The following is a 26,158-nucleotide window of genomic DNA, read 5'->3' as shown; positions in this document are numbered from 1 at the left end:
GGCACCATTGCCCCAGGCGGAGATCCCTCGCATACGCTCGGGATGACCCCATCGATTCAGGAGGCCCCAAGTGTCCGTGCCGCTGCTCCGCCCCTTCCCCGGCCTGCGCCCCACGCCCGAGACCGCGCCCCAGGTGGCGGCGCCGCCCTATGACGTCCTGTCCTCGGACGAGGCCCGCGAGATGGCGGCGGGCAAGCCGCACTCCTTCCTGCACGTCTCCAAGCCGGAAATCGACCTTCCCCCCGGCACCGACATCTACTCCCCCGCCGTCTACGCCAAGGCGGCCGAGAATCTGCGGTCCATGGTGGCGGCCGGCGTGCTGGTCCGCGACGCCAGGCCCTGCTTCTACGTCTACCGCATCAGGATGGGCGAGCACGTGCAGACCGGCATCGTCGGCGGCGGCTCGGTGGCGGCCTATGATGCCAACCGCATCCGCAAGCACGAATTCACCCGGCCGGACAAGGAGGACGACCGCGTCCGCCAGATCGATGCCTGCGACGCCCAGACCGGCCCGGTCCTGCTGGCCCATCGCGACACGCCCGAGATCAATGCCGCCATCGCCGCGGTGACGGCGGGCGCGCCGGCCTATGCGGTCACCGCCGCCGACGGCATCGAGCATACCTTGTGGGTGATGGACGACGAGGCCCAGCTGAAGGCGGTGACCAAGTCCTTCGATTCCATGAAGGCGGTCTATATCGCCGACGGCCACCATCGCTCGGCCGCCGCGTCCCGCGTCGCCATGGTGCGGCGCGAACGCAAGTGCTGCGCCTCGGGCGAGGAGGCCTATGAAAGCTTCCTGGTGGTGACCTTCCCCATCCATGAGATGAAGATCTTCGACTACAACCGGGTGGTCACCGACCTGGGCGGCCTGTCGCCCGACGCTTTCCTGAAGGCGCTGGAGGCCGAGTTCACCGTGGAAGCGGCCCCGGAACAGGCCCGTCCCACCCAGGCCCGCCAGTTCGGCCTTTACCTCGAGGGCCGGTGGTACCGGCTGGGCCTCAGGAATCCGCCGCCCGCCGACCCGGTGGCGCGGCTCGACGTCAGCCTGCTGTCCGACCGCCTGCTGGGGCCGGTGCTGGGGATCAAGGACCTCCGAAAGGACAAGCGCATCGACTTCGTCGGCGGCAAGCGCGGCCTGGGCGAGCTGGAGCGTCGGGTGGATTCCGGCGAGATGGCCGCCGCCTTCGCCCTGTTCCCGACGCAGATGGAGGATCTGGTGGCGGTGGCCGATTCCAACCAGGTGATGCCGCCCAAATCCACCTGGTTCGAACCCAAGCTGGCCGACGGGCTGGTCAGCTATCCGCTGGACTGGCGGTAGCTATTCCAGTTGGCCCTTGATCTGTTTGTTCATGTCATCCCGAGCGCATGCGAGGGATCTCCGCCTGGACCAGTGGTGCCGGCTTACGAGATGTCGTGCCAGGATGAGATCCCTCCACCCTCCGGGCGTCGGGATGACAAATCGGTTCTGATTACTCCGCCGCGGCCGGAACGGCGCCCCGTTCCCGCTCGGTGGGCAATTGCCAGGCGGCCAGGGCGACCAGGGCGGCGGCGACGGCCAGCACGGTGAACACCGTCTCGAAGCCGCCCCCATGCCCACGGATCAGCGACACCAGCGGCACGCCCAGGCCCGAGACCCCGAAGGACAGGATGAACTTCATGCCGAACGCGGTGCCCCGCCACTTGGCCGGCGTGTAGCGCGACAGCAGCAGGTTCTCGGCGGGAATGCCCGCCATGTTGAAGCTGACGGCGAACACGGCGATCACCAGCAATCCCAGCCCGCTGGCATGGGCGATGCCCAGCAGCAGCGGCACCTGCACGGCGGCGACCAGCATGTAGAGGCGCCGGGGGCTGTAGCGGTCGGCCAGATGGCCGGCCAGTATCTGGGTGAACCCCGCCAGCAGGTAGACCACCGTCACGCCGCCGGCGGCGGACCAAAGGCCGAACTCGCCCAGGCGTTCCTCGAACAGCTTGGGCAGCGAGGGCTGGGTGGCCTGATAGACCAGGCCGGCGCACAGCATGGTGACCGACAGCACGATGAAGGCCCGCACCGTGTCGCCCCGGTCGGCCACCGGTTCGGGCTTGCGGTCGCCCTTGGTCTCGATCACCACGCCCCGGGCCACCATGACCAGGAACAGCAATCCCGTCCCCAGCACCACGATCCCGGGGACGATGAAGGCGGCGCGCCAGCCCGACAGCGCGATCAGCCCGCCGGCCACCAATCCGGCCAGGGCGGGACCGATGCCGCCGAACACGCCGTTGAGGCCGATGGCCTTGCCCTTGTCCACGGCGTTCCTGATCAGCCAGGAAATGCCCACCGGATGGTAGATGGAGCCGAACACTCCCAGGAAGCCCAGCGCCACCGCCAGCATCACCGGCCCCTGGGCCAGCCCGACCCCGATGGCGGACAGCCCCAGGCCGATGAAATAGACCGCCATCATGCCCACCGTGCTCCAGCGGTCGCCCAGCCAGCCGGCCAGGGGGGCCAGCAGGCCGTAGAGCAGCTTGCCGGCGATGATCAGGGCCAGCACCTCCTCGTAGCTCATGCCCAGTTCGGCCGGCAGCACCAGGGCGACGATGAAGAAGATGGGCTCGAAGATATGGGCATAGGCGTGGCCGGCGCAGGAAAAGGCCAGCGACGCCTGGGCGGAACGCAGGGGAACGGCGGACGACATGAAACTGGACTCGGCGGAACGGCGGTGGTCGGACCACTTTGGCACCGCCGCCGAGTGCAAAGCAACATGAACGTAACCGTCCGGACCGGCGGGGCGCTTGCATCGCCCCCGGCTTTGAACGACATTGATGCATTCGCCATTTTCTCCGGCCCCGGCGGTTTCGTTTCATGAGCATGTCGACCGTCCTCATCATCAGCCTTGCGGCGGGAGTGATCCTGGTCGTCGGCGGCGGCCTGCTCATGTACATGGCCCAGCTGGTCAAGAACGCCTATGAACTGAAGATCCAGATCAATTCGGAGGTGGACGAGCGCCTGACCAAGATGGCCGAGGACCTGGACAAGAAGAGCCGCTGGATCAAGCGCGACCTGATCGAGGAAATCGAGAAGATCAAGATCGCCATGGAGACCTCCAACGCCCAGAAATTCGCCGAACTGACCGAGCCCTTCAACAAGCGCCTCGAAGCCATGGAGGAGATGCTGCGCAAGGACCGGCTGGACTGGACCAAGGCTCTGAACGAGGACCGCGAGGTGATCAAGGCGATGGATGCCAGGCTGGGCGCCCTCCGCCGCGAGTTCAAGCAGATCACCGAGGGGAGCAACCCCTCCCTGGACGCCGCCATGGCCAGCCTGGCCGCCGCCAAGGCCGCCGCGGGCGAAACGCCCCCTCCGGACGCCGCCGCCGAGGCCGCATTGGTCGCCGCCGCCGCGCCGCCGCCGCCGCCGCCTCCCGCCAACAACACCATGAGCGGCTTTCTGCCCGATCTCGGCCGCAAGGCCTGACGCCTTCCGCGCCATCGTGATCTCCGCCATGGAAAAAGCCGGGCGGTTATGGTCTATGGTCCCCCTTTAACCTTCACAGGCTCCCCAGACGTGGACATCGAACTCGGCACGACTTCTTCCGGCGCCCCCGCCCTCATGTCGCTCGAGGAGTTGCTTGCCACCCGCCTGCTGGTGCAGGGCAATTCCGGCAGCGGCAAGTCGCACCTGCTGCGCCGCCTGATCGAGCAGAGCGCCCACGCCGTCCAGCAGGTGGTGATCGACCCCGAGGGCGATTTCGCCAGTCTGGCCCAGGCGTTCGGCCACATCGTCATCGACGCCGCCGCCCAGAGCGAGAACGGCATGCGCCTGATCGCCAGCCGCACCCGCCAGACCCGGGTGTCGGTGGTGGTCAACCTGGAGAATCTCGACACCGAGCGCCAGATGCGCCACGCCGGCACCTTCCTCAACGGCCTGTTCGACACCGACCGCCAGTACTGGACTCCGGCCCTGGTGGTGGTGGACGAGGCCCAGCTGTTCGCTCCCGCCGTGGCGGGAGAGGTGGCCGACGACGCCCGCAAGACCTCGCTGGAGGCCATGACCAACCTGATGTGCCGGGGACGCAAGCGCGGGCTGGCCGGGATCATCGCCACCCAGCGCCTGGCCAAGCTGGCCAAGAACGTCGCCGCCGAGGCCAGCAACTTCCTCATGGGCCGCACCTTCCTCGACATCGACATGCAGCGGGCCGCCGACCTGCTGGGCATCGACCGCCGTCAGGCCGAGGTGTTCCGCGACCTGGAGCGCGGCCGCTTCGTCGGGCTGGGTCCGGCGCTGTCGCGGCGCTCCATCACCATCCGCATCGGCGACGTCCGGACCCGCAGCCATGCCGGCGGAGCCGGACTGGTGCCGCTGCCCGAACTGACCCAGGAAGAGGCGCGGGGGCTGCTGTTCAAGGCCAATACCCCGCCGCCGCCGCCCTATGTGCCGGAACAGGGGCCGGGGACCGAGGCTCTGCTCGACGCCATCGAGCATACCCAGCCGCCCGTCGCCGCGCCGCCGCCTCCGCCGCCGCCCATGCCCGCCCCCGCGCCCGAGCCCGCGCCCGCCGCCGAGGTGACGCCGCTGCCCGAACCCGCCGATCGCGCCATGGGGATCGATGCCGTGCTCGAGCAGCTGTTCGGCGAAAGCAGCGCCCTGGGGCGCTCGGTGTCGAGCCTCTACGACGACTTCCTGGCCCGCTGCCGCGCCCAGAGGCTGCCGGGCCGGGCGCTGGACATCACCCATTTCCGCCGCCGGCTGGTGCTGGCCCAGGCGGGTGTCACCGCCGCCGTGGCCGCGCTGCCCGGCTGGGACAAGGCCGCCGCCATCGCCAATGGGCTGGAGGAGCAGTTCCAGGGCATCTACCTGCATCTGGCCGCGGCCGCCGCCCAATCCCTGCCCTGCCCCAGCGATGCCATGATCACCCAGGCCTTCGGCAGCCATTCGCCGCGCCGCGCCCTGGCGGCGCTGGCCCGCATGCAGCAGATGGGCGTGGTGGAGATCTACGAGGAACTGGACGGCCAGCGGGTGATCGTCCTGCCGGCCCTGCAATGGCGGACCGCGCCCGGCCACGCCAGCGACGCCATGGCCTGGAGCGGCTGAACCCCGAAAGGAAAATGATGAGCAACGGATTGACCTGCCCCAAATGCGGCTCGGAACACGTCTATCAGGATGGCAGCCTGTGGATCTGCCCGGAATGCGCCCATGAATGGAACCCGGAGACGGCGGAAGGCGATTCCGGCGACGACCTCGTGGTCAAGGATGCCAACGGCAACGTGCTCGCCGATGGCGACAGCGTCACGGTGATCAAGGACCTGAAGGTCAAGGGCTCGTCCCTGGTGGTCAAGGGCGGCACCAAGGTCAAGGGCATCCGCCTGGTGGACGGCGCCGACGGGCACAACATCTCGTGCAAGATCGACGGCATCGGCGCCATGAACCTGAAGTCGGAATTCGTCAAGAAGGCCTGACGGCTGAAATGCGCGGTATCTGAATGAGCAGGAGATTTCCATGCCCGTGAAACGCCTGTTGGGGGCCGTCGCCGGCCTCGCCCTCTCTCTGGCCGCGTCCCAGGCCCATGCCGAGGACGTGGTGGTGTTCGCCGCCGCATCGCTGACCAATGCGCTGAACGAGATCGGAGAGTCCTTCACCGCCAGGACCGGGCACAGGATGCTTCCCTCCTATGCCGCCTCGTCGGCCCTGGCCCGGCAGGTGGAGCAGGGCGCCCCCGGTCAGGTCTTCGCCTCCGCCGACCTGAAGTGGATGGATTATCTGGCCGAGCGGAAACTGATCAACCCCGAGACCCGCTTCAACCTGCTGGGCAACACCCTGGTGCTGGTGGCGCCCGCCGATTCCAAGCTGGGCCGGATCGAGCTCTCCCCCAAGACCGACATCGCCGCCCTGGCCGGGGCGGGCCGCATCGCCACCGGCAATCCCGAATCCGTGCCGGTCGGCCTCTATTTCAAGCAGGCCATGGAACGGGCCGGGCAGTGGGCGACGGTGGCTCCCAGGATCGCCGCCACCGATTCGGTGCGCGCCGCCCTGGCCTTCGTCGAGCGCGGCGAGGTGCCGCTGGGGGTGGTCTACGCCACCGACGCGGCGGTGTCGAAGAAGGTCAAGGTGGTCGGCGTGTTCCCCGATTCCATGCACGACCCCATCACCTATCCCTTCGCCCTGGTCGCCGGCAAGGAAACCCCCGGCGCCCGGGCGCTGCTGGATTACGTCAAGGGGGCCGAGGCCAAGGGCGTCTTCGCCAAGTACGGCTTCAAGATCAATTGATTCAATGATGGCCCCGGAAGCGGTTGCCCTGCGGGTCCGACAGGCAGACGCTGCGCAGGGTCTCGGCGACGAAGGGCAGGGTGTCCGGGGCGGGAGCGCCGCCCTGGTACCAGTGGCCCAGCAGCCAGCCTTCGGGGCTGACCAGGAACTGGCTGCCGGCGATGTCGTCGGGGGCGAGGTTCAGGGTGACGGCCAGGGCCCGGCGCGCCTCGCCCTCCTCGACGGCGCAGCCTGAATCCCGGGGCGGGCCGCCGACCAGGATGGTGGGCAGGCTTCCCCCTTCGGCCAGCCCATCCACCCCCTCGACGATGATGTGGACCGCCTTGCCCCTGAGCGCGGAAAGCTGCGTCCGGCTGCCGTCGGCGCAGTTGGCCGTCATGTCGGGAACCATGAAATCATGGGGCCAGCGCCCGGTGCGCGCCAGTTCGGCCCCGGCGGCGTTGGCGTGGAGAAAGTCGATCACCGCCCAACGCTCGCCCTCGGACAGCTTGTCGGCGAAGCCGGGCATGGCCGTGCGCCCGTCCACTCCGGTCATGCCGCGGCTGATCCACCAGTACAGGTCGCCGATGGGGTGGTCCCACAGATGGTCGGCGGTCAGGTCGGCGGGCGGCACCGGCTGGCGGGACGCCTCGGGACCGTCGCCGCGCCCCTCGGCGCCGTGGCAGCCCTGGCAGTGCCGGAGGTAGACACCCTGGCCGCGAACCACGGACTGGGCCGTGAAGCCGGTGGGCGAGGTGTGAAAGCTGGAGGGCGTCGCCGGCACCAGCAGCAGGTCGAGACGCGTGGAGGCGAGATAGGCCAGGGGAATCGCCCCCAGGACCAGCCAGCGCCACCGCCACGCCGCCAGGCAAAGGACCAGGGCGGCGACGGCCAGGGCCGCGCCGGCCAGAATCTCGTCCTGCAGGCGCGGCTCGGCCCAGGCGGCCAGGCTGGGGCGCCACGCGAACGGCCAGAGCGGCGGCCAGGACAGTTCATACCAGGACGACGACGTCAAACTCCGAGCGACTCCAGCTTTCCCCACCGACCGGTCCGCCAGGATAGCCGGGGCGCTTCATCCCGTCTTCCCCTTCCTGGGCATTCCACCCATCCGTGAGGCGAAATGCAGGTTGGGCGGCGCGCGAATCGACCTAGAGCGACGAGCGTCAAATATGAAACGCACTGTCATGCTGAGCGCAGCGAAGCATCTTTCAGCCGGAGGCGGTTGCCGCAGGTGCCTGAAAGACCCTTCGCCGAGGCTCAGGGTGACAATCAGTCTCTGATTTGACGCTCGATGCTCTAATAGCATCAGGCCGTGGCCCCGCCGGACGTCATCAACGGGTTGCGTCCGCCGCCAGGGATGTGTAGCCTGATCTCGGGTGCCTGCATTTTCCGCAGGCAGGTTTCGTGCAGGTCGGGCCGCCGCACGGGACAATTCGTGCCGATGGTTGCGTATTCCTTCCCGCCTGCCCACATCTCGCCCTCGCTATCCAATGCTCCGCTGAAGCGGTCGCCATTCGTCGTCCCATGGGAACCGGAGGCGCCATGAAGCGGACCGTCAGCCTCTTCCTCGTCCTGTTCGGGTTCTGGTTCATCATGTCCGGCCACACCGAGGGCTGGCTGCTCGCCCTGGGCGCCGCCTCGGTGGCGCTGACCGTCTGGCTGGCCCGCCGGCTGGAGGCCATCGACCGGGAAGGCCACCCCCTGCATCTGGCCTGGCGCGGCATGCCGTACTGGGGCTGGCTGGCGGTGGAGATCGTCAGGGCCAACATCGACGTGGCCAGGGCGATCCTGGCCGGTCCGGCCGCCATCACCCCCGGCGTCTTCACCTTCAAGGCCGGCCAGAAGGACGACCTGGGCCGGACCATCCACGCCAATTCCATCACCCTGACGCCGGGCACGGTGACCATGGGCGTCACGGCCGACGGCACCCTCACCATCCACGCCCTGACCCGCGCGTCGCGCGAGGGGGTGGAGAGCGGCGAGATGGACCGGCGGGTCTCGCGCCTGATGGGGGAAGCATGATGGATGGGGGAAGCATGATGTTCGCCGCCGCCGCCCTCGCCCTGCTGGCCGCCATGGCCATGGCGCTGGTCCGCGCCCTGCTGGGGCCGACGGTCTACGACCGCATCCTGGCGGTCAACGCCATCGGCACCAAGACCCTGCTGATGATCGCCGTGCTGGGGTTTCTCACCGGGCGGCCGGAATTCCTGGATATCGCCCTGGTCTATGCCCTGATCAACTTCATCGGCACGGTGGCGGTCACCAAATACGTCCGCTACCGCCATCTCGGCCACCCGGCCGGCCCCGACAGCGAGGGAGACCTATGATCGCCACCCTGCTCGACCTGGCAAGCTGGGGCCTGATCCTGGCCGGTTCGCTGGTCATCCTGATCGGCACCCTGGGCCTGCTCCGCCTGCCGGACGTCTACACCCGCCTGCACGGCGCCGGCATGACCGACACCATGGGAGCCGGCCTGCTGATCCTCGGCATGCTGTGCCAGGCCCCCGGCTGGCTGGTGGCGGTCAAGCTGGTCCTGATCCTGATCTTCCTGGTCATCACCAGCCCCACCACCTCCTACGCCCTGGCCAGCGCCGCCCTCCACGGCGGCCTCGTTCCATGGACGCCGCCGGCCCGGAAGGACGAGCCATGATCGAGCTGATCGACATCGCCCTCCTGGTCATGATGGCGGTTTCCGCCCTGGCGGTGCTGTGGCTGCGCAACCTGTTCGCCGTGGCCATGCTGTCGGGCGGCTACAGCCTGATGGCGGCCACCCTTTACGTGACCCTGGACGCCGTGGACGTGGCCTTCACCGAGGCGGCGGTGGGCGCCGGGATTTCCACGGTGCTGATGCTCGGCGCCCTGACCATGCTGCCCCACGACGAAAAGCCCCCCCGGGGGGCGGGCCGGACGGCCGGGCTGGCGGTCACGGCGGCGGCGGGGTTGCTCCTGCTTTACGCCACCGTCGACATGCCGCGTTTCGGCGATCCCGGAGCGCCCATCCACCACCACGTGGCGCCGCGCTACATGCAGGATTCCCTGGACGAGGTGGGCCCCACCAACATCGTCACCTCGGTGCTGGCCAGCTATCGGGGATACGACACCCTGGGCGAAACCACCGTCATCTTCACCGCCGCCATCGCGGTGATGGCTCTTCTGGGCCGGAGCGGACGTTCCGGACGGAAGGGCGGCAGCACCGCCGGCAGGGAGAAGAGCCCATGAGGGAAAAGCCGATCCTGCGGGTGGGGACCAAGCTGCTCGCCCCCTTCATCCTGCTGTTCGCCCTCTACGTCCAGTTCCACGGCGATTTCGGACCGGGCGGGGGATTCCAGGCCGGGGTGATCTTCGCCTCGGGCTTCATCCTCTACGCCCTGGTCTTCGGCCTGGACCACGCCCGCGCCGCCCTGCCGGCGTCGGCGCGCCGCGTCGCGGTCTCGCTCGGCGTGCTGATCTATGCCGCAGTGGGGGTGGCCGGCACCCTGGCCGGCGGGAACTACCTGGACTATTCCCCCCTCGCCGGGACCCCGGTTGCCGGTCAGCACCTGGGCATCATCCTGGTGGAGCTGGGGGTCGGGCTGTGCGTCTTCGCCGCCATGACGACCATCTTCTTCGTCTTCGCCGGCCGCGCCCCCCAGACTCCGCCGGGAGACTGAGCCATGGAGCTTCCCGGTCTCTTCAATTACTGGATGGTGGTGGTCCTGATGATGGCGGGGCTTTACACGGTCATCGCGCGGGGCAACCTGGTCAAGAAGATCGTCGGCCTCAACGTCTTCCAGGTCTCGGTCTTCGTCCTCTACATCACCATGGGCAAGGTCACCGGCGGCACCGCGCCGATCTACGGCGACGGCCCGCTGGTGTTCTCCAATCCCCTGCCCCACGTGCTGATCCTGACGGCCATCGTCGTCGGGGTCGCCACCACCGCCCTCGGCCTCGCCCTGATCGTCCGCATCCGCGAGGCCTACGGCACCATCGAGGAGGACGAGATCCAGGACATCGAGCGGGGCGAGGCATGAGCGTGCGGGAACATCTGCCCGCCCTGGTGGTGGTGGTTCCGCTGATGGCGGCACCGGTCTGCGTCATGCTGCGGCGGGAAGGGGCGGCCTGGGCGGTGGCGGCCGCCGCCTGCCTGGCCTGCCTGGTGATGTCCGCCCTGCTGCTGTCGCGGGTTCTGGCCGAGGGGCCGTTCAGCTACGCCATGGGCGGCTGGGCGGCGCCCTGGGGCATCGAATACCGGGTGGATGCCGTCTCGGCCTTCATGCTGGTGATCGTCTCGGCCGTCGCCGCCGTGGTGTCCCAGTACGCCCGGACCGGAATCGCCCACGAGATCGGCGCCGAGCGCCGCTACCTGTTCCACGCCCTGTCCGTCCTGTGCCTGAGCGGCCTGCTGGGCATGGCCATCACCGGCGACGCCTTCAACCTGTTCGTCTTCCTCGAGATCTCGTCGCTGGCCAGCTACGCCATGATCGCCCTGGGGCGCGACCGCCGCGCCCTGACCGCCGCCCTGCGCTACCTGATCCTCGGCACCATCGGCGCCACCTTCTACGTCATCGGCATCGGGCTGGCCTACATGATGACCGGCACGCTCAACATGGCCGACTTCGCCGCCCGCCTGCCGGGGGTGGCCCACACCACCACGGTGCGCGCCGCCCTGGCCTTCCTGATCATCGGACTCGGCCTCAAGATGGCGGTCTTTCCACTGCACTTCTGGCTGCCCGAGGCCTATGCCCGGGCGCCATCGGCCGCCGCCGCCTTCCTGGCGGGGACCGCCACCAAGGTGGCGGTCTACGCCTTCCTGCGGGTGGTGGTCGGCATGTTCGGCGGAACGGCCCTGGTCGGTTCCTCGGGAATTGCCGAGGTGTTGATGGTGGTGGCCGTGCTCGGCATGCTCTTCGGCTCGGCGGCGGCCATCTGGCAAAGCGACGTCCGCCGCGCCCTGGCCTATTCGTCGGTGGCGCAGATCGGCTATATCGTCCTCGGAATCAGCCTGCTGACCCAGGCGGGACTGGCGGCCGGCATCGTCCACCTGTTCAACCACGCGGTGATGAAGTCCGCCCTGTTCCTGGCCCTGGGAGCCGCCGCCATCCAGTCGGGATCGACCCGGCTGGAGGATCTGGCCGGACTGGGCCGCCGCATGCCGCTGACCATGGCCGCCTTCCTGGTGGGCGGCCTCGGCCTGATCGGCCTGCCGCTCACCACCGGCTTCGTCAGCAAGTGGGCCTTGGTGGAAGCCATCCTCGAGAAGGGCATGTGGCCGCTGGCGGTGCTGGTGCTGGCCAGTTCGCTGCTGGCGGTGGTCTACGTCTGGCGGGTGGTGGAGACCGTGTGGTTCGCCTCGCCGTCTCCGGCCGCCGCCTCGGTGGTGGAGGCCCCGGCCGCCCTGCTGCTGCCCATCTGGCTTCTGGCCGGGGCGTCCCTGTGGTTCGGCATCGACGCGTCGGGCACCCTGGCGGTGGCGCGCTCGGCGGCGGCACTCCTGCTGGCGGGGGCAACGCCATGACCGCCCAGTCCCTGATCCTTCTCGCCCTGGCCATTCCGGCAGCCTGCGTCGTCCCGATCCTGGCGGCGCGCCACCGGCCCAACCTGCGCGAGGCGTTCAGCCTGCTGGCCGGCCTGGCCACCTTCGCCTGCGTCGCCCTGCTGTACGGGCACGTGGCGGCGGGCGAGCGGCCCGGAATCGTCCTGTGGGAGATGCTGCCGGGCCTGCCCCTGGCCTTCCGGGTCGAGCCGCTGGGCATGCTGTTCGCGCTGGTCGCCTCGGGCCTGTGGCCGGTGACCACGCTCTACGCCATCGGCTACATGCGCGGCCACCACGAAGGCAACCAGACCCGCTTCTACGTCTTCTTCGCCCTGGCCATCGCCAGCGCACTGGGCATCGCCTTTTCCGGCAACCTGCTGACCCTGTTCGTGTTCTACGAGGCGCTGACCATCGGCACCTTCCCGCTGGTCACCCATTCGGGCACCCACGCCGCCAAGCGGGCCGGACGGGTCTATCTCGGCATCCTGGTGGGCACCTCGGTCTGCTTCCTGCTGCTGGCCATCGTCTGGACCCGGAGCATCGCCGGAACCCTGGACTTCGCCCCGGGCGGCATCCTGGCGGGCAAGGTCGCCGACTGGGCGGTGGCGCCGCTGTTCGCCCTTTACGTCTTCGGCATCGGCAAGGCGGCGCTGATGCCGTTCCACCGCTGGCTGCCGGCGGCCATGGTCGCCCCCACCCCGGTCAGCGCCCTGCTCCACGCCGTGGCGGTGGTCAAGGCCGGGGTGTTCTCGCTGCTCAAGGTGACGGTCTCCGTCTTCGGCCTCGACCTGCTGAACGGGGCCGGCGGCGGAGTGCCCTGGCTGGCGGGGGTGGCCGGGTTCACCATCGTCGCCGCCTCGCTGGTGGCCCTGACCAAGGACAACCTCAAGGCCCGGCTGGCCTATTCCACGGTTTCGCAACTGTCCTACATCGTGCTGGGGGCCGCCATCCTGGCCCCGCTGTCCATCGTCGGCGCGGCCGTCCACATCGCCGCCCACGCCCTCGGCAAGATCACCCTGTTCTTCGCCGCCGGGGCGGTGATGGTGGCCAGCCACAAGACCGAGATCAGCCAGATGGGCGGCATCGGCCGGCGCATGCCGTGGACCATGGGAGCCTTCGCCGTCGGGGCGCTGTCCATGATCGGCCTGCCGCCCACCGCCGGCTTCGTCAGCAAGTGGTACGTGCTGAACGGCGCCATCCAGGCCGGGCATCTGGCGGCGGTGGGCGTGGTGGTGGTCAGCACCCTGCTCAACGCCGCCTATTTCCTGCCCATCATCCATTCCGCCTTCTTCGGCGAGGAAAGGCATGATGGAAGCCACGACCACCACGGCCACGGCGAGGCCCCCTGGCCGGCGGTGGTGGCGGTGGTGGCCACGGCGGCGGCGACGGTGGCGTTTTTCCTGGCCCCCGGCTGGGCCATCGGCCTGGGCGGCGATCTGGTGGGGAGGATGCCATGAGCGACCACGTCGAACGCCCATCCGGCGACCACTGGCTGGTCCGCCCCGCCACCATCCGGGGCTTGTGGATCGGCGGCATCGCCCTGCTGGCCGGGCTGGTGGCGGCGGGGGGACTGGTCCACGGCCACGCCTATTTCACCCTCGACGGCCTGTTCGCCTTCAACGCCTGGTACGGCTTCGCCGCCTGCGCCGCCATGGTGGTGGCGGCCAAGGCGCTGGGAATCCTCCTCAAGCGAAAGGACAGCTATTATGACCGTTGAGGCGATACCGCCGGGTCTGGTCATGATCGCCGGGGCATTGTTGCTGCCGTTCCTCGGAAGCCCGCTCCGCAAGGCGGCGGCGCTGGTCCTGCCGCTTGCCGTCCTCGCCCTGGTCTGGACCCTGCCCGAGGGAAGCGGTCCCGCCCTGACCTTCCTCGACCAGCGTCTGGTTCCGGTGCGCATCGACGCCCTGGGCCGGCTGTTCGCCACCATCTTCCTGCTGATGGCGGCGGCGGGCGCCCTTTTCGCCCTCAACCAGAGCCGGGTTCTGGAAGGCGTCGCCGCCTTCGTCTATGCCGGCAGCGCGGTGGGCGTGGTCCTGGCCGGCGACCTGATCACGGTGTTCGTGTTCTGGGAAGCCATGGCCATCGGCTCGACCCTGGTGCTGTGGTCGGCGGGCACGCCGTTGGCGGGGCGGGCGGCCATGCGCTATGCCCAGATCCATCTGCTGGGTGGCGTGCTGCTGATGATCGGCATCATCGCCCATGTGGCCGCCACCGGCGACGCCGCCTTCCAGGCCATGCGGCCGGAAACCCTGGGGACCTGGCTGATCCTCGCCGGTTTCCTGATCAACGCCGGGGCGCCGCCCTTCTCGGCCTGGCTGCCCGACGCCTATCCCGAGGCGTCGTGGAGCGGCACGGTGTTCCTGTCGGCCTTCACCACCAAGACCGCCGTCTACGCCCTGATCCGGGGCTTTCCCGGCGCCGAGATCCTGATCTTCGTCGGCCTGTTCATGGTGTTCTACGGCATCATCTACGCCCTTCTGGAAAACGACATGCGGCGCATCCTGGCCTACAGCATCGTCAATCAGGTGGGGTTCATGGTCACCGGAGTGGGCATCGGCACCGACATGGCCCTGAACGGCGCCGCCGCCCACGCCTTCGCCCACATCCTCTACAAGGCGCTGCTCCTGATGGCGGCCGGTTCGGTGCTGCTGATGACCGGACGCCGGCTGTGCACCGATCTGGGCGGGCTGTTCCGCACCATGCCGGTGACCACTGTCTGCGGCATCGTCGGCGCCCTGGCCATCTCGTCCTTTCCCTGGACGTCGGGCTTCGTCTCCAAGTCGATGATCGGCCAGGCGGCGGCCGATGGCGGGCTGGCCCCGGTCTGGTTCCTGCTGACCGCCGCCTCGGCCGGGGTGTTCCTGCATGCCGGCATCAAGTTCCCCTGGTTCGTGTTTTTCCAGAAGGATTCCGGCCTGCGCCCCGCCGATCCACCGTGGAACATGCGTCTGGCCATGGTGCTGCTGTCGCTGCTGTGCGTGATGATCGGCGTCGCGCCCCAGTGGCTCTACGCCCTGCTGCCGCACCCGGTGTCCTACCAGCCCTATACCCCGGCCCACGTGGTGGAGATGCTGCAATTGCTGGGGTTCTCCGGCCTCGCCTTCTTCCTGCTGCTGCCGCAGATGAAGCGCACCCTGACCATCACCCTGGACACCGACTGGGTTTACCGCCGTCTGGGCCCCGCCCTGGCGGCGTGGCTGGGCGGCGGGATATCCGCTTTCGGCAAGGATGCCGCCGCCGCCGTGGGAACGTTCGTCCAGGCCGGAATGGAACGGCTCCGGACCCTCCACGGCCCCCGGGGCAACCTGGCCGGAATCGCGTCCTCGGGATTCATGACGGCCGTGGCCCTGGCCGGCCTGGCGATCATCCTCGTCCTGCTCTACCGATGACCGGCCCCGGCCGAGGAATGGACGGCATGGAAAAAGCCCCGGGCCGAGGCCACGGGGCTTTTTTCTTCGAATGCGTTCACACGTCCCGTTCAGGGTCGATGTCGAAGCGGCGCTTGCCGTACTTGCCGGTGAAGGACGGGCCGTCGTCGATCTCCACGTGGTCGCGGCCGAAGGTCGCCTGACGCATCAGCTTCTCCTGCAGCTCGATCAGATGCTGCCAGTACTGCATCATCTGGTTGGCTGAATTCATCCAGCCTTCGAGCATGGCCCGCTGCATCTCGACCATGGTCTTATAGGGATCGCTCATTGTCTTGCCCTCCTCGGCCAACCGTCCTGGCCGGTTCTTATCCATGCGAACCGGTTAGGGGCGTACCTGCCCATGGTAGCGCAGACCAGGAAGACATTCCAGCCACCCCGATGCAGATCCGATATCGCCTGCTCACAGGGCGGCCAGCGCGGCGGCCCGGTCGGCGTAGATGGACAGGATCTTGGCGAAGCCGGAGACGTCGAACACCTCGCGGATATGGGGCTTCATGGAGCACAGGGCGAATTTGCGGGTGCCGCGCGTCATCTTGGCGCCCACCAGAACCACCCGCAATCCGGCGCTGGAGATGTAGTCCAGTTCCCCGAAATCGATCAGAATCTTCGGCGCGCCGGCGTTGACCACAGCCAGGACGCGGGCCTCGAAGGCCTTGGCCGTCGAACTGTCCACCCTGGCCAGGGGAACCAGCACGGTGGCGTCGCCAGCCTGCTCTTCACGGATTTCCATCAGCAAAAACTCTCCTATGCCGCAATCGCCTTACGCAGCGTGGTGGTGTTGCGCCCGCCCTCGTGCGCGTACTCGGTGCCGTCCATGAACTCCTTGACCAGGAACACCCCCAGCCCGCCGATGGGGCGGTCCTCGACGTCCAGGTCGAGATCGGGAATGGGCGCCTCGGTGAAGGGATTGTACTCCTTGGCGTCATCGATGATCCGGGTCACGAATTCGCGGCCATCGTAGACGAACTCCACCTGGATTTCATGGGCCTCCTCGTCGTCATATCCATAGGAAATAATATTGGTGATCAATTCGTCCAGACAGACGTTGAGGTTGAAGGCCAGCTTCTCGGGCAGGGCGTGTTTCTCGATGAACATGTCGACCAGTTCGGCCAGACGCTCCAGTTCGGCGACGTCATTGGCGATGACCATGGCCACCCGGTCGGGCTCCATCTCCACGGGAACGGACGAAGTGGCGGGCGCGGGCGGCGGCGCCACGAAATCCTGTCCCGGCTTGGCCGTCGGCCCGCCATCCATGTCGTTCCCTCCCGTCGCCGGGAAGCCGGTGAGCATCAGCCTCGGCCGGGCTTCCATGGGCGCATCCGCATCCATGGAAGCCCGATCGAAGCGCAGCGTCAACATGGTGATGTCGTCGAATTGTGGCGCAGTGCCGACGAAGGCCTCGACCGAGCGCAGGATTCCGGCGATCACCGCCTCGGGGTCGCTGTCCTCGATGCGGCCCAGTTCGGCGATCAGGCGCGGCTCGTCATAGAGGACGTCGTCGGAATCCTGGGCCTCGGTGACGCCGTCGGTGTAGAGGTGCAGCACCTCGCCGGGATCGAGGCGGAAGCCGCCGGTCTCGTATTCCAGGTCCTCCAGCACGCCCAGCGCCACGCCGGAAACGTCGCGGATGGCCTGTACCATGCCGTCGCGTCGCACGATCATGGGCGGCGGATGGCCGGCGTTGCAGAAGCCCACCTCGCCGGTGCGGGTGTCGAGCACGCCGTAGAAGCAGGTGGCGAACAGGGTCTGGGGATTGTCGCGGGCCAGCATGGTGTTGACGAAGGCCAGGCATTCCCCGGGGCTGCTCGACAGCGGCGCCACCGCCTTGACCAACGAGCGGGTGATGGCGATGAACATGGCGGCCGGCACGCCCTTGCCCGAGGCGTCGCCGATGACGAAGCCCAGATGGTGGCGGTCGATGAGGAAGAAGTCGTAGAAATCGCCACCCACCTCCTTGGCGGGCACCATGGAGGCGTGAATCTGGAACTCGGTCCGGTCGGGGAAGGGCGGAAACACCTGGGGCAGGGACGACAGCTGCAGCTCGCGGGCGAAATCCAGTTCCTGGCGCAGCGCCGCCAGCTGGTCGCGGGTGCGCAGGGCCTCGCGCAGGATCTCCACGTCGCGGGTGCGTTCGGCGATCAGCGATTCCAGGCGTTCGTGCTGCTCGCGGATGCGCGACGACATGGTCTGGAAGGCCACCGCCAGCACCTCCAGCTCGCCCTTGGAGCCGTCGCCGCTCTCGTCGCCCGACAGCGTCCGGTTGGACAGGGCCTCGATCTGGCGCAGATCGTCCAGCACCGCCTCGCGGGCGTCCTGCTCCAGCATCTCGGACAGGCGCAGCATCTGCAGGCGGATGAACAGTTCCTGGCGGCGGCGCTGGCGCTCGCGCCGCTCCTCCAGCAGGTCGATCTTGATGGCGTTCTCGCGGAACACGCCCACCGTGCTGGCGATGCGGCCGATCTCGTCGTTTTCGTGGCGCACGTCCAGCATCACCGAGGTGTCGCCGCGCGACAGGGCGTTGAGCACGGCGATGGCCTGGTCCAGGGGATCGAACGAGCGGCGCAGATAGAGCGAGAACACCGCCAGCACGAACACCAGGAACACGCCCACCGCCCCGATGGCGATCAGGCGGATTTCATGCTGCCGGGCCTGGGTGTCGGTGGAATCGCGCACGCTGACCAGGGCGCCGATCACCCGTCCCTCGCCGTCGGCCAGCGGGAACACCACCACGGAATAGAAGCGCGAGCCGTCGCGCCAGGTCTCCAGCCGGCTCTTGCGCACCGATATCTTGGATTCGAACACCTTCCACAGCAGGTCGTTGGTGCCGTCGGTCATGCTTCCGGCGCGGTCCACCAGGAAGACGTCGGAGCCGGTGGAGGCCTTGAACTCCTCCAGCGGCGGCCGCAGGTCGGAGAGGACGGTGGCGACGCCCGCCACCGTCCCGTCCAGCCCGGCGAGCGGCAGGGTGATGGCGGCGATGAACTGCTTGTCGCTGTTCTGGGTGATGCCGGTGCGCGCCTTGCCGCTTTCGGCGATCTGCCGCACCGTGCCGGCATCCACCAGCGGCGTGTCCAGCAGGGATCCCTGCGAGGTGAAGAGCAGGTCGCCGTCCAGTCCGACGATCTCGACCCGTCCCACGCCGCGCCGGCTCAGCCCGGCCAGGGTGGGGGCCATCGCCTCGCGCGCCTCGCTCGGGCTCTTGCGGGCGATGGCGGCGATCATCTCGTGGTTGGCGGCCAGCAGCGGCGCGGCGGCCTCCAGGCGCTGGACGGTGTTCTCCACCAGCTTGTCCCAGAAGATCTGCTGGCCGTTGAGGGTGGCCTGGACATAGCGCTCGTCGGCCAGCTCCTCGTTCTTGACGCCGGCGAAGAACAGCCCCGCCACCAGCAGGGAATAGGTGACGGTGACGATGAGCGTTACGCGGGTGCGGAGCAGCATGCATCCCCCCGCCCGTTGGCCACCGCGTCGGCCACCGCGCTGGGCATGGCCATGTTGGGCGGCAGGAAGCCCGACAGGATCTCCAGGTACTCGGCCGGCTCGAACAGCTTCAGCCCCTTGGCCTTGAAGGCGGCGAAGGGCTCGGAACCGGGCAGCGAGCCGTACTGGCGCTGGGTGAAGTCCTGCGGCGCGTATTCGGGCAGGCGGCCCTGGCGCAGCCCGTCGAGCATGGCAAGGAACAGGTCCAGCCCCGGCCGGTAGGTGTTGACCACGTGCCACAGCAGGGAACGGTCGCGCCGGATGGGCAGGTAGCCGATGCCGACGATGGGGCCGGTGTCGATGCCCTTGTCCACCCGGTGGAGCGTGCAGCCGATGGAGTCCGAGCCGTCCAGCATGCAGCGGAACGGCGCGAACAGCCCGGCATAGCGCGGCAGGGCGCCGGGATGGACGTTGTAGGTGCCCAGGCGCGGAATGTCGTAGGTGTTGGGCTTGAAGATCAGCGAGAACCGCGCCGAAATGGTCAAATCGGGCGCGAAGGCGCGGATGCGGGCCTCGCCCTCGGGACCGTTGAGGTCGGAGATGCTTTGGATGGCGACGCCGTAGCGGGCGGAGAGCCCGGCGAAGGTGAGCAGCGGCGCGCCCTCCATTCCCGCCCGGTCGATCAGCGGGAACAGGATGTCCATGGGCAGGTCGCGCTCGTGGAACTTGATCTCGGCCAGTTCGGGAACGGTGTTCTCGACCGGCCGGGTCTTCTCGCTCATCAGCACCGTCACCGTGTCGCCGGCCAGATGCGGCAGCAGGGTGTTGAGAATCAAGGCCCCCGCCAGGTCCATCTTGGTGCAGACGAGAATGCGGAGCGGCGGCTGGGGGGTGATCAAGGCTTGTTCTCCTTGGCCTCGGCGCGGTCGATGATCTCGGCCAGCCCCATCAGCTTCATGGGGGGGAAGAGACCGATCTGGCGCACCACCGGCATGTTGATCAGCACCGACAGCCGCTTGGGGGCGTCGATGGGAATGTCCTTGGGCGGAATCCTGCGGACCAGGATCTGCTCGGCCTTGTAGGCGGTCAGCTGGCCCACCGTGTAATAGCGGTAGACGCCGCCGAACATGGCCTTGGAATTGACCACCGGGTTCTCGGCGGCGGCGAAGATGGGAAGCCCCAGGTCCAGCGCCGACTGGGTCAGCACGTCCCGGTGGATGGTCAGGAAGGTGTCGGGGGGGAAGTACATGAAATCCACCCGCGCCGCCTTGATCTCGGCCACCTTGGCCGGAATGCTCTCGGGCCGGGGCTTGCCGCCCTCCACCTCCACCGGCAGCGCCACCACCTCGAAGCCGGAGGCCTTGCCGATGCCTTCCAGCTGGGTGGCCGCCACCTGGGAATTGCGCTCCAGCGGATTGTAGATCATCCCCAGCCGCTTCAGCGGCCGGTAGGACTGGATCAGGTTGACCTGGGTCTCCATGGGCACCAGATAGAGGGTTCCGGTGATGTTGCGCCCCGACGACGACAGACTGGGGACCACGCCGCCCTCCGGCTGGGACACCGCCAGGAACACGGCGGGAATGTCGGTGATGTGCCGCGCCGGGTCGACGGTGTCGAAACGGCCCAGCATCTCCTCGCTGACCGTGGTGCCGAAGGTGAACACCAGGTCCACCTTCAGCGCCTTGGCCTCGGCGACGAAGCCCGGCAGCTTGCTCTTGTCCTGCGCCGCGTCGCGGACGATCAGCTCCACCGGAATGCCCTGGTTGGCGAAATAGTCCTTGAAGCCCTGGGCCGCGTCCTCCCAGCCCCGCCACAGGGCCATGTAGATGCGGAACGGCTTGGCCTGCGGCTCGGCGGCCGGGGCGGCCCCCGCCAGCAGCAGGGCGCAAAGCATCAGGATCGGGGCGAAGAGGCGTCTCATGCGTCCCACTCCGCCTCGATGTGGGGACCGGCGTGATAGGCGAAGGACAACAGGGCGAACACCGTCGCCATGGCCAGCACCACCCAGCCCAGCGCCACCACCGAACCTTCGTAGCCGCAGACGGGAATCAGGGCGGCCGCCAGCAGGGGGCCGGCGAAGCTGCCGATGCGCTCGGCCAGACGCAGGAAGGCCAGCACGTTGGTCTGGCCGATGGCGCGGCATTCGGTCCAGCACAGATCGGGAATCATCGCCAGCTGCGGCGAGGCCGACAGGCCGTGCGAGATGCCCAGCAGCAGGATCGCCGCCTGCATGGCCAGCACCGGTTCGCCCCAGAAGGCGGGCAGCACCAGCCCGGCGCCGCCGATCAGCCCCCCCGCCGCCACCAGCCCGGCCCGCCAGCCCACCCGGTCGGCGAAGCGGGCCACCAGGGGCGACAGCAGCACCACCGCCACCGGGTAGGCCATCATCATCCGCGCCATGTCGCCCAGGTCCAGCGACGGGTTCCGCGACAGGGTGAGCGGCACCAGGAAGAACAGGAAGCCGGTCAGCGCCATCTTGGACGGAATGGCGGCGAAGGCCACCAGCACCGAGAACCGCCAGTTGCGAAGCAGGCGCAGGAAGTCCCGCTTGCGCGGGCTGGGCCCCTCGCCCACCGGCTGGGCGCTGTCCAGCAGGCGCCAGATCAGGATGGCGGTGATGACGGTCAGGGCCGCCGCCACCAGGAAGGTGACCCGGTATCCCACCCGCTCGGCCAGGACGCCGCCGATGCCGGTGCCGCACACGCTGGCGGTCAGCACGGCGCCCACATAGACGCCCAGTCCCTGGGTCCGGCTCTGCTGCCTGGACACCTGGGCGATGTAGCCCTGGCAGGCCATGGTGATGAAGGCATAGCCCAGCGCCGTGGCCAGGCGCCAGAGGATCAGGTCGTAGACCGTCATGGCCAGCGCCGACATGACGAAGCCGATGGTGGCCGGCACCAGGCCGATCAGGAACACCCTTCGCGCCCCCAGCCGGTTGGCCATCAGCGAGGCCGACGGCGAGGCCAGCGCGATCACCAGCATGAACAGCGCGATGGGCAGCCCCATGACCAGTTCGGGCGAAAGGCCGGGAATGGGGGCATAGAGATCGCGGATGTAGAGCGGCATGAACGAGCGCGAGATCTCCTCGGCGAACACGAACAGGAACAGCGGCAGGCGGATGTCGGTGGCCTGGTGCTCGTTGATGACCTCGGGCTGTCCGCTGCGGGCGAAGCGGAACAGGAAGCGCACCCGGGATTCGATGTCCCTGACCTTTTCCACCACGCCCTGGTCGAAATGGGCGGCCTTGACCTCGTCCATGTAGGCCTCCAGCCGGCGGAACAGCTGGTCGGCCAGCCGGATGGCGCCGTTGAAGCCGTGGACGAAACGCCCCACCTCGTCGTCGGAGGTCACTCCGGCGGAACAGCTGAAATCGCCGCGCCGCACCCGGTCCATCACCATCCCCACCACCCGCATGGGGCCGGTGATGTTGAAGGTGACCACGAACAGCAGGATTTCCACCGCCACCAGCAGCGCCACCAGGGTGACGACGCCCAAGTCGATGAGAATCTCCTGCAGCCGGCCCCGCACGTAGTCCTGGTCCATGCCCACGTGGATGTGGCCGATGCGCCCGCCCTTGACCGTCAGCGGCAGCGCCATGTCGATGAAGCCGCCCACCGAGACCTTGCGCGGATGCTCCATCTCGGCGGAGAAATCGGCCCCGCCATAGACGGCTTCCAGGGCGAAACGCTCGGCGCCCTCGGCGAACAGCACCTTGCCGCCGCGATCGGTGATCGCCAGATAGCGCAGCTCCGGATTGGCGGCCAGGACGGGAGCGAAGAACTCCCCCACCCCGCGCAGCTGGTCCAGCGGAATGCCGTAGCCCACCGCCCGCTCCACCGACGCTTCCAGGTCGCGGCCGATGGCCTCGGCCTTCTTGTCCATCTCGGGAACCAGGCCACGGCTGAACTCGTCGGTGGCCTGATGGGCCACCCACCCCACCGGCGGCACCAGCACCAGGATCACCAGCAGCAGCAGGCGGACGAACAGGGGCCGGGTGCGGTCGAGGATCATGGCCGCCCCCTCACATCAGCCGGTCGAGACGGCCGACCTCGTCGGTGGCGTCCCTGACGTGGTCGATGGTCTCGCGGGTCTTGCCGACGAATTCGGCGAAACGTTCCTCGAAGGAATCGCCGCCGGCCTCGGGCACGGCGTGGCCGCCCACGGACAGCACCTCGCCCATGGCCTTCTCCATGCTGCCCAGCTTGCGCCCGACGACGCCGAACAGGATGTAAAGCCCGCCCACCGCCACCGCCGAGGCCGCCAGCAACGCCATGGCGATGCTTTTCAGCAACTGGCCCAGCAGGCCGGAAACGCCCTTCTCCACATAGGCGGTGGGATAGCGCAGCACCACGCCGCCTTCCACCTTGCCCAGGCTGTTGACCAGGGGCAGGCCGACGATCAGGTTGTCCTCGTCCACCACGCTGAACGATTGCTGCATGCCGCTGCGGATGGCCTCGGCCAGGGAATCCGGCACCCTGGTGCCGATGGCGCCGCGATCGGTGTCGAACAGCACCTCGCCCCGGTGGTCGTAGACCTCCACCGCCAGGATCTGGGCGTCGCGGGATTTCTCGCGCTCGATGATCTCCTGAACCTGACGCAGCTGACGCAGGGCGAACCCCAGGTTGAGACTGTCCTCGATCCGCTTCTTGATGGTGAACACCACGAAGGAATAGCGCGACTGCACCTGGGCGGAATAGACGCTTTCGAACTTGTAGTAGGCGAAGAAGGCGGTCACCAGCAGGGTGGACAGCAGGATGGAGACCAGGGCCAGCGACACCTTGCGCGCCAGCGACCAGCGCACGGGACGCGCCGGAGGAAGGCAGGCGCCACCTCCGCCCGCGATACTGGATTGCCCCATCAATTCCAAGACCCGTATCCTTCCCACCGGGCAACGGTTGAACCCGGCCGCCGAAGCGATTAGAAGCAGGTTCCGTTTATAGGATATTTACCGAAGCCGTCCAAGAGCGCGGCGGGCTGAATTCCCAGGAATTTCGGAGAATCTTCTCCCCTTGACCAATGATATGGAACCTCGAGCAAAAGATTCCAATGACTTCACCACAAGGGCATACAGTGTTCACCTCATCCGATGCTATACAAGCGACATATCCGGTCGGAATTTTCGACTCCGGGGTGGGCGGACTGACTGTCGCCGCAGCCATTCGACGCAGCATGCCCGATGAACGCCTGCTTTACCTGGGCGACGTGGCCCGCCAGCCCTACGGCACCAAGTCGCCGCGCACCGTGACCCGCTACGCGGTCCAGGCGGCTGAATTTCTGGTTGAGAAGGGGATCAAGGCCCTGGTGGTGGCCTGCAACACCGCCTCGGCGGTGGCGCTGGACGCCATTGCCGAACGCTTTCCGGACCTGCCGGTCCTCGGCGTGGTCGAGGCCGGGGCCGACGGCGCGGCGCGGGCATCGGCCCAAGGGCGCATCGTGGTGGCCGCCACCGAAGGAACCTGCCGCTCGCGGGCCTATGAGCGCGCCATCGCGCGGCGGCGCGGGGACGCCCGGGTCCGCTGCGTCCCCTGCCCGCTGTTCGTCGCCCTGGCCGAGGAAGGGCTGACCGACGGCCCCATCGTCGAGAGCGTGGCCCGCCACTACCTGGAATCGCTGTTCGAGGGCAGCGAGAAGGGCGATTGCCTGGTCCTGGGCTGCACCCATTTCCCGCTGCTGGCCCCCGCCCTGGCCCGGCTGGCCGGGCCGGACGTTACCCTGGTGGATTGCGCCGAGGCGACGTCCTCCATGCTGGTCCGCATGCTGCGGGGGCGCGAGGCTCCCAAGGGAAGCGGCGGCGGCCTGCGGCTGATCTCCACCGACGCGCCGGAACGCTTTTCCCGCATGGTGGGCAGGCTGTTCCCGGCCATGGGGCCGTCGCCGGCGGTGGAACTGGCCGACCTCTAGCAGGAGGCGGGGCAGTCCCCGGTGGCCTGGGAATAAAGCTCGTCCACCAGGATACGGGCGACACCCGGGGTCAGGCTCGAATCGCGCGCCAGCAGCACCGCCCGCGCCGCGTCGCGCTCCTCGGCGCAATCCAGGCCCATCCGCCGAGCGGCGGCGATGGCGCTGCCGATGATCCCGATGAGTGAGCCGTTCATGTCCTGCCCCGAATGCCGTCCGTTGGAATCTGTCCACTTCAGGATGGAACCCATTGATCGGGCAGGCCAGCTTCGAAGCGAAAGGATTTGTGAGTCCATGTGACGCAGTCCGACGGATTCAGGCATGACTCCATCCGAAGTCCTATGCCGGATCCACGTGCACGCCCCATTCGGTCTATGCCCGATCCGCCGGCTTGACCGTCTCGACGCGGCGAGTGTACCTCTTGAAGCGCGTGCTGGTTCCCCGCCGGACAAAGTCCTGGGGATTAAAATGGGAACGCGGTGAGGACGACCCGATCGGGGCCGAAACCGTGGCTGCCCCCGCAACTGTGAGCGGTAAGTCTTTGTCCGAAGATGCCACTGGGGATTCCCCGGGAAGGCTGGACCAAGACGGTGACCCGCAAGCCAGGAGACCTGCCTCACGCCGTCGCCCATCCGTTCGAGCGGGGTGTCTCAGCGGTACGGAAGTCTCTTCCGAACGTGGTGACGTGTTTGTCGTCGTCCCGTTCGGATTCCGGGTGCCCGCCCGCTCTCCGACCGGATCGAATGTCGTTGTCCTGACCGGCCCGCCGTCGCGTGTCCGGTCCATCCGCGGCCGCCCCTGGCCGCGGAGCAGGCCCATCCTTGCCCGGAGTCCACCATGCGAAAGATTTCCCTTCACCAGTTCAAAGTCCGTGCCCACGCCGCCCTGGGGACGGTGATTCTTCTCGCCGGGATCGCCCCGGCCTCGGCCCACGAGATGTGGCTGGGGGTCGAGGCCGGACGCGTCGAGGTGCGCTACGGCCATCCCGGCGACCTTTCCTTGCCGGAAAAGGCCCGCCTTTACGAGCTGTCGGCAATGGGCGGCGGCGGAAAGTCCGCCGTGCCGCGCGACCGTTTCGAGGTGGCCGGCGGCCGCCTGTCGGTGCCGCTGCCCGCCGGAACATCCATGGTCGTCGCCCGCTACGACAACGGCTTTTGGGTCAAGACCGCCGACGGCTACCGCAACACCAGCCGCCACAACCTGCCCGACAATCTGAGCAGCGTCTGGTCGGAGAAGTACGCCAAGCTGCTGCTCGACGGAGCGGGAAGCACCCGGCCCGCCGGTCACCGTCTCGAACTGGTGCCCCTGGCCGACCCCTATGGCCTGAAGCCCGGCGAGAAGCTGCGGCTGCGGGTGGACTACGCCGGCAAGCCCCTGGCGGGAGCCAAGGTGGAGATCGGCGACGGCAAGACCGAGGCGGACCCGCCGGTGACGGTCGCCGCCGACGGCCGGGGGCTCATCGCCGTGGACCTTCTGCCGGGGGAAACCGTGCTGCTCGTCGAGCACCAGGGGCCGGGAACCTTTCCCAATCTCGCCGCCAAGGACCAGATGGCCGCCGCCCTGACCATCGTTCGTCCTTAAGAATATACTTATATTCCCTTCCGGCCCGGCCAGACTCCAATGTTCAGACGTCAGCACTCAAAAGATGAAGTTTGCCGGAGCGCCGTTCACGGTGTCAGT

The 26,158-nt window shown here is 68.2% G+C and carries 27 protein-coding genes and 1 riboswitch; of the genes, 17 read left to right on the top strand and 10 right to left on the bottom strand.

All coding sequences use genetic code 11. From position 1 onward, the window contains the following. Nucleotides 1–70: 70 nt before the first annotated feature. The gene (locus ACV4UZ_RS05100) at nt 71–1,318 is read left to right on the top strand and encodes a DUF1015 domain-containing protein (protein ID WP_491599838.1); all 1,248 of its coding nucleotides are present in this window, start codon (nt 71–73) and stop codon (nt 1,316–1,318) included. A 151-nt stretch (nt 1,319–1,469) separates the two neighbouring features. On the opposite strand, the gene ACV4UZ_RS05095 is transcribed toward ACV4UZ_RS05100, so the two are convergent. Beyond that, a complete protein-coding gene (locus tag ACV4UZ_RS05095; RefSeq protein ID WP_491599837.1) occupies nt 1,470–2,672 on the bottom strand; it encodes an MFS transporter in 1,203 nt (400 codons plus the stop codon). A 167-nt stretch (nt 2,673–2,839) separates the two neighbouring features. Between ACV4UZ_RS05095 and ACV4UZ_RS05090 the strand changes: the two genes are divergently transcribed. From ACV4UZ_RS05090 to modA, 4 genes are read left to right on the top strand one after another with little or no spacing between them, the layout of a single operon-like run. Further along, nucleotides 2,840–3,451, top strand: coding sequence for a hypothetical protein (locus tag ACV4UZ_RS05090; RefSeq protein WP_491599836.1), 612 nt, complete (start codon nt 2,840–2,842; stop codon nt 3,449–3,451). Nucleotides 3,452–3,499: 48 nt separating this feature from the next. Then, on the top strand, nt 3,500–5,068 hold the full coding sequence (locus ACV4UZ_RS05085; protein ID WP_491599835.1) for a helicase HerA domain-containing protein: 1,569 nt from the start codon (nt 3,500–3,502) through the stop codon (nt 5,066–5,068). A gap of 17 nt (nt 5,069–5,085) precedes the next feature. Then, nucleotides 5,086–5,433: a zinc ribbon domain-containing protein YjdM gene (locus tag ACV4UZ_RS05080; RefSeq protein ID WP_491599834.1), complete on the top strand. Its 348-nt coding sequence runs from the start codon at nt 5,086–5,088 to the stop codon at nt 5,431–5,433. A 40-nt stretch (nt 5,434–5,473) separates the two neighbouring features. Further along, entirely contained in the window at nt 5,474–6,241 is a 768-nt protein-coding gene (gene modA / locus ACV4UZ_RS05075; protein WP_491599833.1) for a molybdate ABC transporter substrate-binding protein, read from the top strand. A gap of 1 nt (nt 6,242) precedes the next feature. Here the strand turns inward: modA and ACV4UZ_RS05070 are convergent, their stop codons facing one another. Continuing rightward, nucleotides 6,243–7,235: a c-type cytochrome gene (locus ACV4UZ_RS05070; protein ID WP_491599832.1), complete on the bottom strand. Its 993-nt coding sequence runs from the start codon at nt 7,233–7,235 to the stop codon at nt 6,243–6,245. Between the two features lie 527 nt (nt 7,236–7,762). On the opposite strand from ACV4UZ_RS05070, the gene ACV4UZ_RS05065 reads away from it, so the two are divergent. The 10 genes from ACV4UZ_RS05065 to ACV4UZ_RS05020 are packed head-to-tail and all read left to right on the top strand — an operon-like array spanning nt 7,763 to nt 15,124. Next, a complete protein-coding gene (locus ACV4UZ_RS05065; RefSeq protein ID WP_491599831.1) occupies nt 7,763–8,242 on the top strand; it encodes a Na+/H+ antiporter subunit E in 480 nt (159 codons plus the stop codon). 14 nt (nt 8,243–8,256) lie between these two features. Further along, a complete protein-coding gene (locus tag ACV4UZ_RS05060; protein ID WP_491599830.1) occupies nt 8,257–8,547 on the top strand; it encodes an MrpF/PhaF family protein in 291 nt (96 codons plus the stop codon). Beyond that, nucleotides 8,544–8,870, top strand: a complete 327-nt coding sequence (gene mnhG, locus ACV4UZ_RS05055; protein WP_491599829.1) for a monovalent cation/H(+) antiporter subunit G — start codon at nt 8,544–8,546, stop codon at nt 8,868–8,870. Before ACV4UZ_RS05060 ends, mnhG begins: the two co-directional genes overlap by 4 nt. Then, on the top strand, nt 8,867–9,439 hold the full coding sequence (locus tag ACV4UZ_RS05050) for a DUF4040 domain-containing protein (protein WP_491599828.1): 573 nt from the start codon (nt 8,867–8,869) through the stop codon (nt 9,437–9,439). The genes mnhG and ACV4UZ_RS05050 overlap by 4 nt, the downstream gene beginning before the upstream one ends. Continuing rightward, on the top strand, nt 9,436–9,870 hold the full coding sequence (locus tag ACV4UZ_RS05045) for a Na(+)/H(+) antiporter subunit B (RefSeq protein WP_491599827.1): 435 nt from the start codon (nt 9,436–9,438) through the stop codon (nt 9,868–9,870). The genes ACV4UZ_RS05050 and ACV4UZ_RS05045 overlap by 4 nt, the downstream gene beginning before the upstream one ends. A gap of 3 nt (nt 9,871–9,873) precedes the next feature. Beyond that, on the top strand, nt 9,874–10,230 hold the full coding sequence (locus ACV4UZ_RS05040; protein WP_491599826.1) for a cation:proton antiporter subunit C: 357 nt from the start codon (nt 9,874–9,876) through the stop codon (nt 10,228–10,230). After that, entirely contained in the window at nt 10,227–11,714 is a 1,488-nt protein-coding gene (locus ACV4UZ_RS05035; RefSeq protein WP_491599825.1) for a monovalent cation/H+ antiporter subunit D family protein, read from the top strand. The genes ACV4UZ_RS05040 and ACV4UZ_RS05035 overlap by 4 nt, the downstream gene beginning before the upstream one ends. Then, a complete protein-coding gene (locus ACV4UZ_RS05030; protein ID WP_491599824.1) occupies nt 11,711–13,189 on the top strand; it encodes a proton-conducting transporter transmembrane domain-containing protein in 1,479 nt (492 codons plus the stop codon). Before ACV4UZ_RS05035 ends, ACV4UZ_RS05030 begins: the two co-directional genes overlap by 4 nt. After that, nucleotides 13,186–13,449, top strand: coding sequence for a hypothetical protein (locus tag ACV4UZ_RS05025; protein WP_491599823.1), 264 nt, complete (start codon nt 13,186–13,188; stop codon nt 13,447–13,449). The genes ACV4UZ_RS05030 and ACV4UZ_RS05025 overlap by 4 nt, the downstream gene beginning before the upstream one ends. Next, entirely contained in the window at nt 13,439–15,124 is a 1,686-nt protein-coding gene (locus ACV4UZ_RS05020) for a Na(+)/H(+) antiporter subunit D (protein WP_491599822.1), read from the top strand. Before ACV4UZ_RS05025 ends, ACV4UZ_RS05020 begins: the two co-directional genes overlap by 11 nt. A 76-nt stretch (nt 15,125–15,200) precedes the next feature. Here the strand turns inward: ACV4UZ_RS05020 and ACV4UZ_RS05015 are convergent, their stop codons facing one another. From ACV4UZ_RS05015 to ACV4UZ_RS04985, 7 genes are all read right to left on the bottom strand, one after another. After that, complete coding sequence (locus ACV4UZ_RS05015; RefSeq protein ID WP_491599821.1) at nt 15,201–15,431, bottom strand: hypothetical protein; 231 nt, start codon at nt 15,429–15,431, stop codon at nt 15,201–15,203. Between the two features lie 132 nt (nt 15,432–15,563). Continuing rightward, nucleotides 15,564–15,893 (bottom strand): STAS domain-containing protein, encoded by a 330-nt coding sequence (locus ACV4UZ_RS05010; protein ID WP_085371936.1) that lies wholly within the window; start codon nt 15,891–15,893, stop codon nt 15,564–15,566. Between the two features lie 14 nt (nt 15,894–15,907). Beyond that, nucleotides 15,908–18,601, bottom strand: a complete 2,694-nt coding sequence (locus ACV4UZ_RS05005) for a SpoIIE family protein phosphatase (RefSeq protein WP_491599820.1) — start codon at nt 18,599–18,601, stop codon at nt 15,908–15,910. Beyond that, nucleotides 18,580–19,479, bottom strand: a complete 900-nt coding sequence (locus ACV4UZ_RS05000; protein WP_491599819.1) for a formyl transferase — start codon at nt 19,477–19,479, stop codon at nt 18,580–18,582. The genes ACV4UZ_RS05005 and ACV4UZ_RS05000 overlap by 22 nt, the downstream gene beginning before the upstream one ends. Beyond that, entirely contained in the window at nt 19,476–20,501 is a 1,026-nt protein-coding gene (locus ACV4UZ_RS04995; RefSeq protein ID WP_491599818.1) for an ABC transporter substrate-binding protein, read from the bottom strand. Before ACV4UZ_RS04995 ends, ACV4UZ_RS05000 begins: the two co-directional genes overlap by 4 nt. Continuing rightward, on the bottom strand, nt 20,498–22,591 hold the full coding sequence (locus ACV4UZ_RS04990; RefSeq protein ID WP_491599817.1) for an MFS transporter: 2,094 nt from the start codon (nt 22,589–22,591) through the stop codon (nt 20,498–20,500). The genes ACV4UZ_RS04995 and ACV4UZ_RS04990 overlap by 4 nt, the downstream gene beginning before the upstream one ends. 10 nt (nt 22,592–22,601) lie before the next feature. Further along, entirely contained in the window at nt 22,602–23,381 is a 780-nt protein-coding gene (locus ACV4UZ_RS04985; protein WP_491599816.1) for a hypothetical protein, read from the bottom strand. A gap of 215 nt (nt 23,382–23,596) precedes the next feature. Here ACV4UZ_RS04985 and murI point away from each other — a divergent pair, with 215 nt between their 5' ends. After that, on the top strand, nt 23,597–24,481 hold the full coding sequence (murI, locus tag ACV4UZ_RS04980; protein ID WP_491599815.1) for a glutamate racemase: 885 nt from the start codon (nt 23,597–23,599) through the stop codon (nt 24,479–24,481). Here murI and ACV4UZ_RS04975 read toward each other — a convergent pair. Continuing rightward, the gene (locus tag ACV4UZ_RS04975) at nt 24,478–24,675 is read right to left on the bottom strand and encodes a hypothetical protein (protein WP_491599814.1); all 198 of its coding nucleotides are present in this window, start codon (nt 24,673–24,675) and stop codon (nt 24,478–24,480) included. The two genes, murI and ACV4UZ_RS04975, sit on opposite strands and share 4 nt — an antisense overlap. A gap of 219 nt (nt 24,676–24,894) precedes the next feature. Further along, nucleotides 24,895–25,111: riboswitch (cobalamin riboswitch) on the top strand. Nucleotides 25,112–25,315: 204 nt separating this feature from the next. Here ACV4UZ_RS04975 and ACV4UZ_RS04970 point away from each other — a divergent pair. Next, nucleotides 25,316–26,059 carry a DUF4198 domain-containing protein gene (locus ACV4UZ_RS04970; RefSeq protein ID WP_491599813.1) on the top strand — a complete coding sequence of 248 codons (744 nt, stop codon included), beginning with the start codon at nt 25,316–25,318 and terminating at the stop codon, nt 26,057–26,059. The last annotated feature ends 99 nt before the right edge of the window (nt 26,060–26,158 follow it).

The sequence above is a fragment of the Paramagnetospirillum sp. genome (assembly GCF_058402745.1).
Note: the sequence above shows the minus strand (reverse complement) of the source record. Positions and strands in the feature narration are given on the sequence as shown.

Coding starts and splice junctions, on each gene's coding strand:
- ACV4UZ_RS05095 (WP_491599837.1), bottom strand. CDS start 2,672: ATGTCGTCCGCCGTTCCCCTGCGTTCCGCCCAGGCGTCGCTGGCCTTT.
- ACV4UZ_RS05090 (WP_491599836.1), top strand. CDS start 2,840: ATGAGCATGTCGACCGTCCTCATCATCAGCCTTGCGGCGGGAGTGATC.
- ACV4UZ_RS05085 (WP_491599835.1), top strand. CDS start 3,500: ATGGTCTATGGTCCCCCTTTAACCTTCACAGGCTCCCCAGACGTGGAC.
- ACV4UZ_RS05080 (WP_491599834.1), top strand. CDS start 5,086: ATGAGCAACGGATTGACCTGCCCCAAATGCGGCTCGGAACACGTCTAT.
- modA (WP_491599833.1), top strand. CDS start 5,474: ATGCCCGTGAAACGCCTGTTGGGGGCCGTCGCCGGCCTCGCCCTCTCT.
- ACV4UZ_RS05065 (WP_491599831.1), top strand. CDS start 7,763: ATGAAGCGGACCGTCAGCCTCTTCCTCGTCCTGTTCGGGTTCTGGTTC.
- ACV4UZ_RS05060 (WP_491599830.1), top strand. CDS start 8,257: ATGATGTTCGCCGCCGCCGCCCTCGCCCTGCTGGCCGCCATGGCCATG.
- mnhG (WP_491599829.1), top strand. CDS start 8,544: ATGATCGCCACCCTGCTCGACCTGGCAAGCTGGGGCCTGATCCTGGCC.
- ACV4UZ_RS05050 (WP_491599828.1), top strand. CDS start 8,867: ATGATCGAGCTGATCGACATCGCCCTCCTGGTCATGATGGCGGTTTCC.
- ACV4UZ_RS05045 (WP_491599827.1), top strand. CDS start 9,436: ATGAGGGAAAAGCCGATCCTGCGGGTGGGGACCAAGCTGCTCGCCCCC.
- ACV4UZ_RS05040 (WP_491599826.1), top strand. CDS start 9,874: ATGGAGCTTCCCGGTCTCTTCAATTACTGGATGGTGGTGGTCCTGATG.
- ACV4UZ_RS05035 (WP_491599825.1), top strand. CDS start 10,227: ATGAGCGTGCGGGAACATCTGCCCGCCCTGGTGGTGGTGGTTCCGCTG.
- ACV4UZ_RS05030 (WP_491599824.1), top strand. CDS start 11,711: ATGACCGCCCAGTCCCTGATCCTTCTCGCCCTGGCCATTCCGGCAGCC.
- ACV4UZ_RS05025 (WP_491599823.1), top strand. CDS start 13,186: ATGAGCGACCACGTCGAACGCCCATCCGGCGACCACTGGCTGGTCCGC.
- ACV4UZ_RS05020 (WP_491599822.1), top strand. CDS start 13,439: ATGACCGTTGAGGCGATACCGCCGGGTCTGGTCATGATCGCCGGGGCA.
- ACV4UZ_RS05015 (WP_491599821.1), bottom strand. CDS start 15,431: ATGAGCGATCCCTATAAGACCATGGTCGAGATGCAGCGGGCCATGCTC.
- ACV4UZ_RS05010 (WP_085371936.1), bottom strand. CDS start 15,893: ATGGAAATCCGTGAAGAGCAGGCTGGCGACGCCACCGTGCTGGTTCCC.
- ACV4UZ_RS05005 (WP_491599820.1), bottom strand. CDS start 18,601: ATGCTGCTCCGCACCCGCGTAACGCTCATCGTCACCGTCACCTATTCC.
- ACV4UZ_RS04995 (WP_491599818.1), bottom strand. CDS start 20,501: ATGAGACGCCTCTTCGCCCCGATCCTGATGCTTTGCGCCCTGCTGCTG.
- ACV4UZ_RS04990 (WP_491599817.1), bottom strand. CDS start 22,591: ATGATCCTCGACCGCACCCGGCCCCTGTTCGTCCGCCTGCTGCTGCTG.
- murI (WP_491599815.1), top strand. CDS start 23,597: ATGATATGGAACCTCGAGCAAAAGATTCCAATGACTTCACCACAAGGG.
- ACV4UZ_RS04975 (WP_491599814.1), bottom strand. CDS start 24,675: ATGAACGGCTCACTCATCGGGATCATCGGCAGCGCCATCGCCGCCGCT.
- ACV4UZ_RS04970 (WP_491599813.1), top strand. CDS start 25,316: ATGCGAAAGATTTCCCTTCACCAGTTCAAAGTCCGTGCCCACGCCGCC.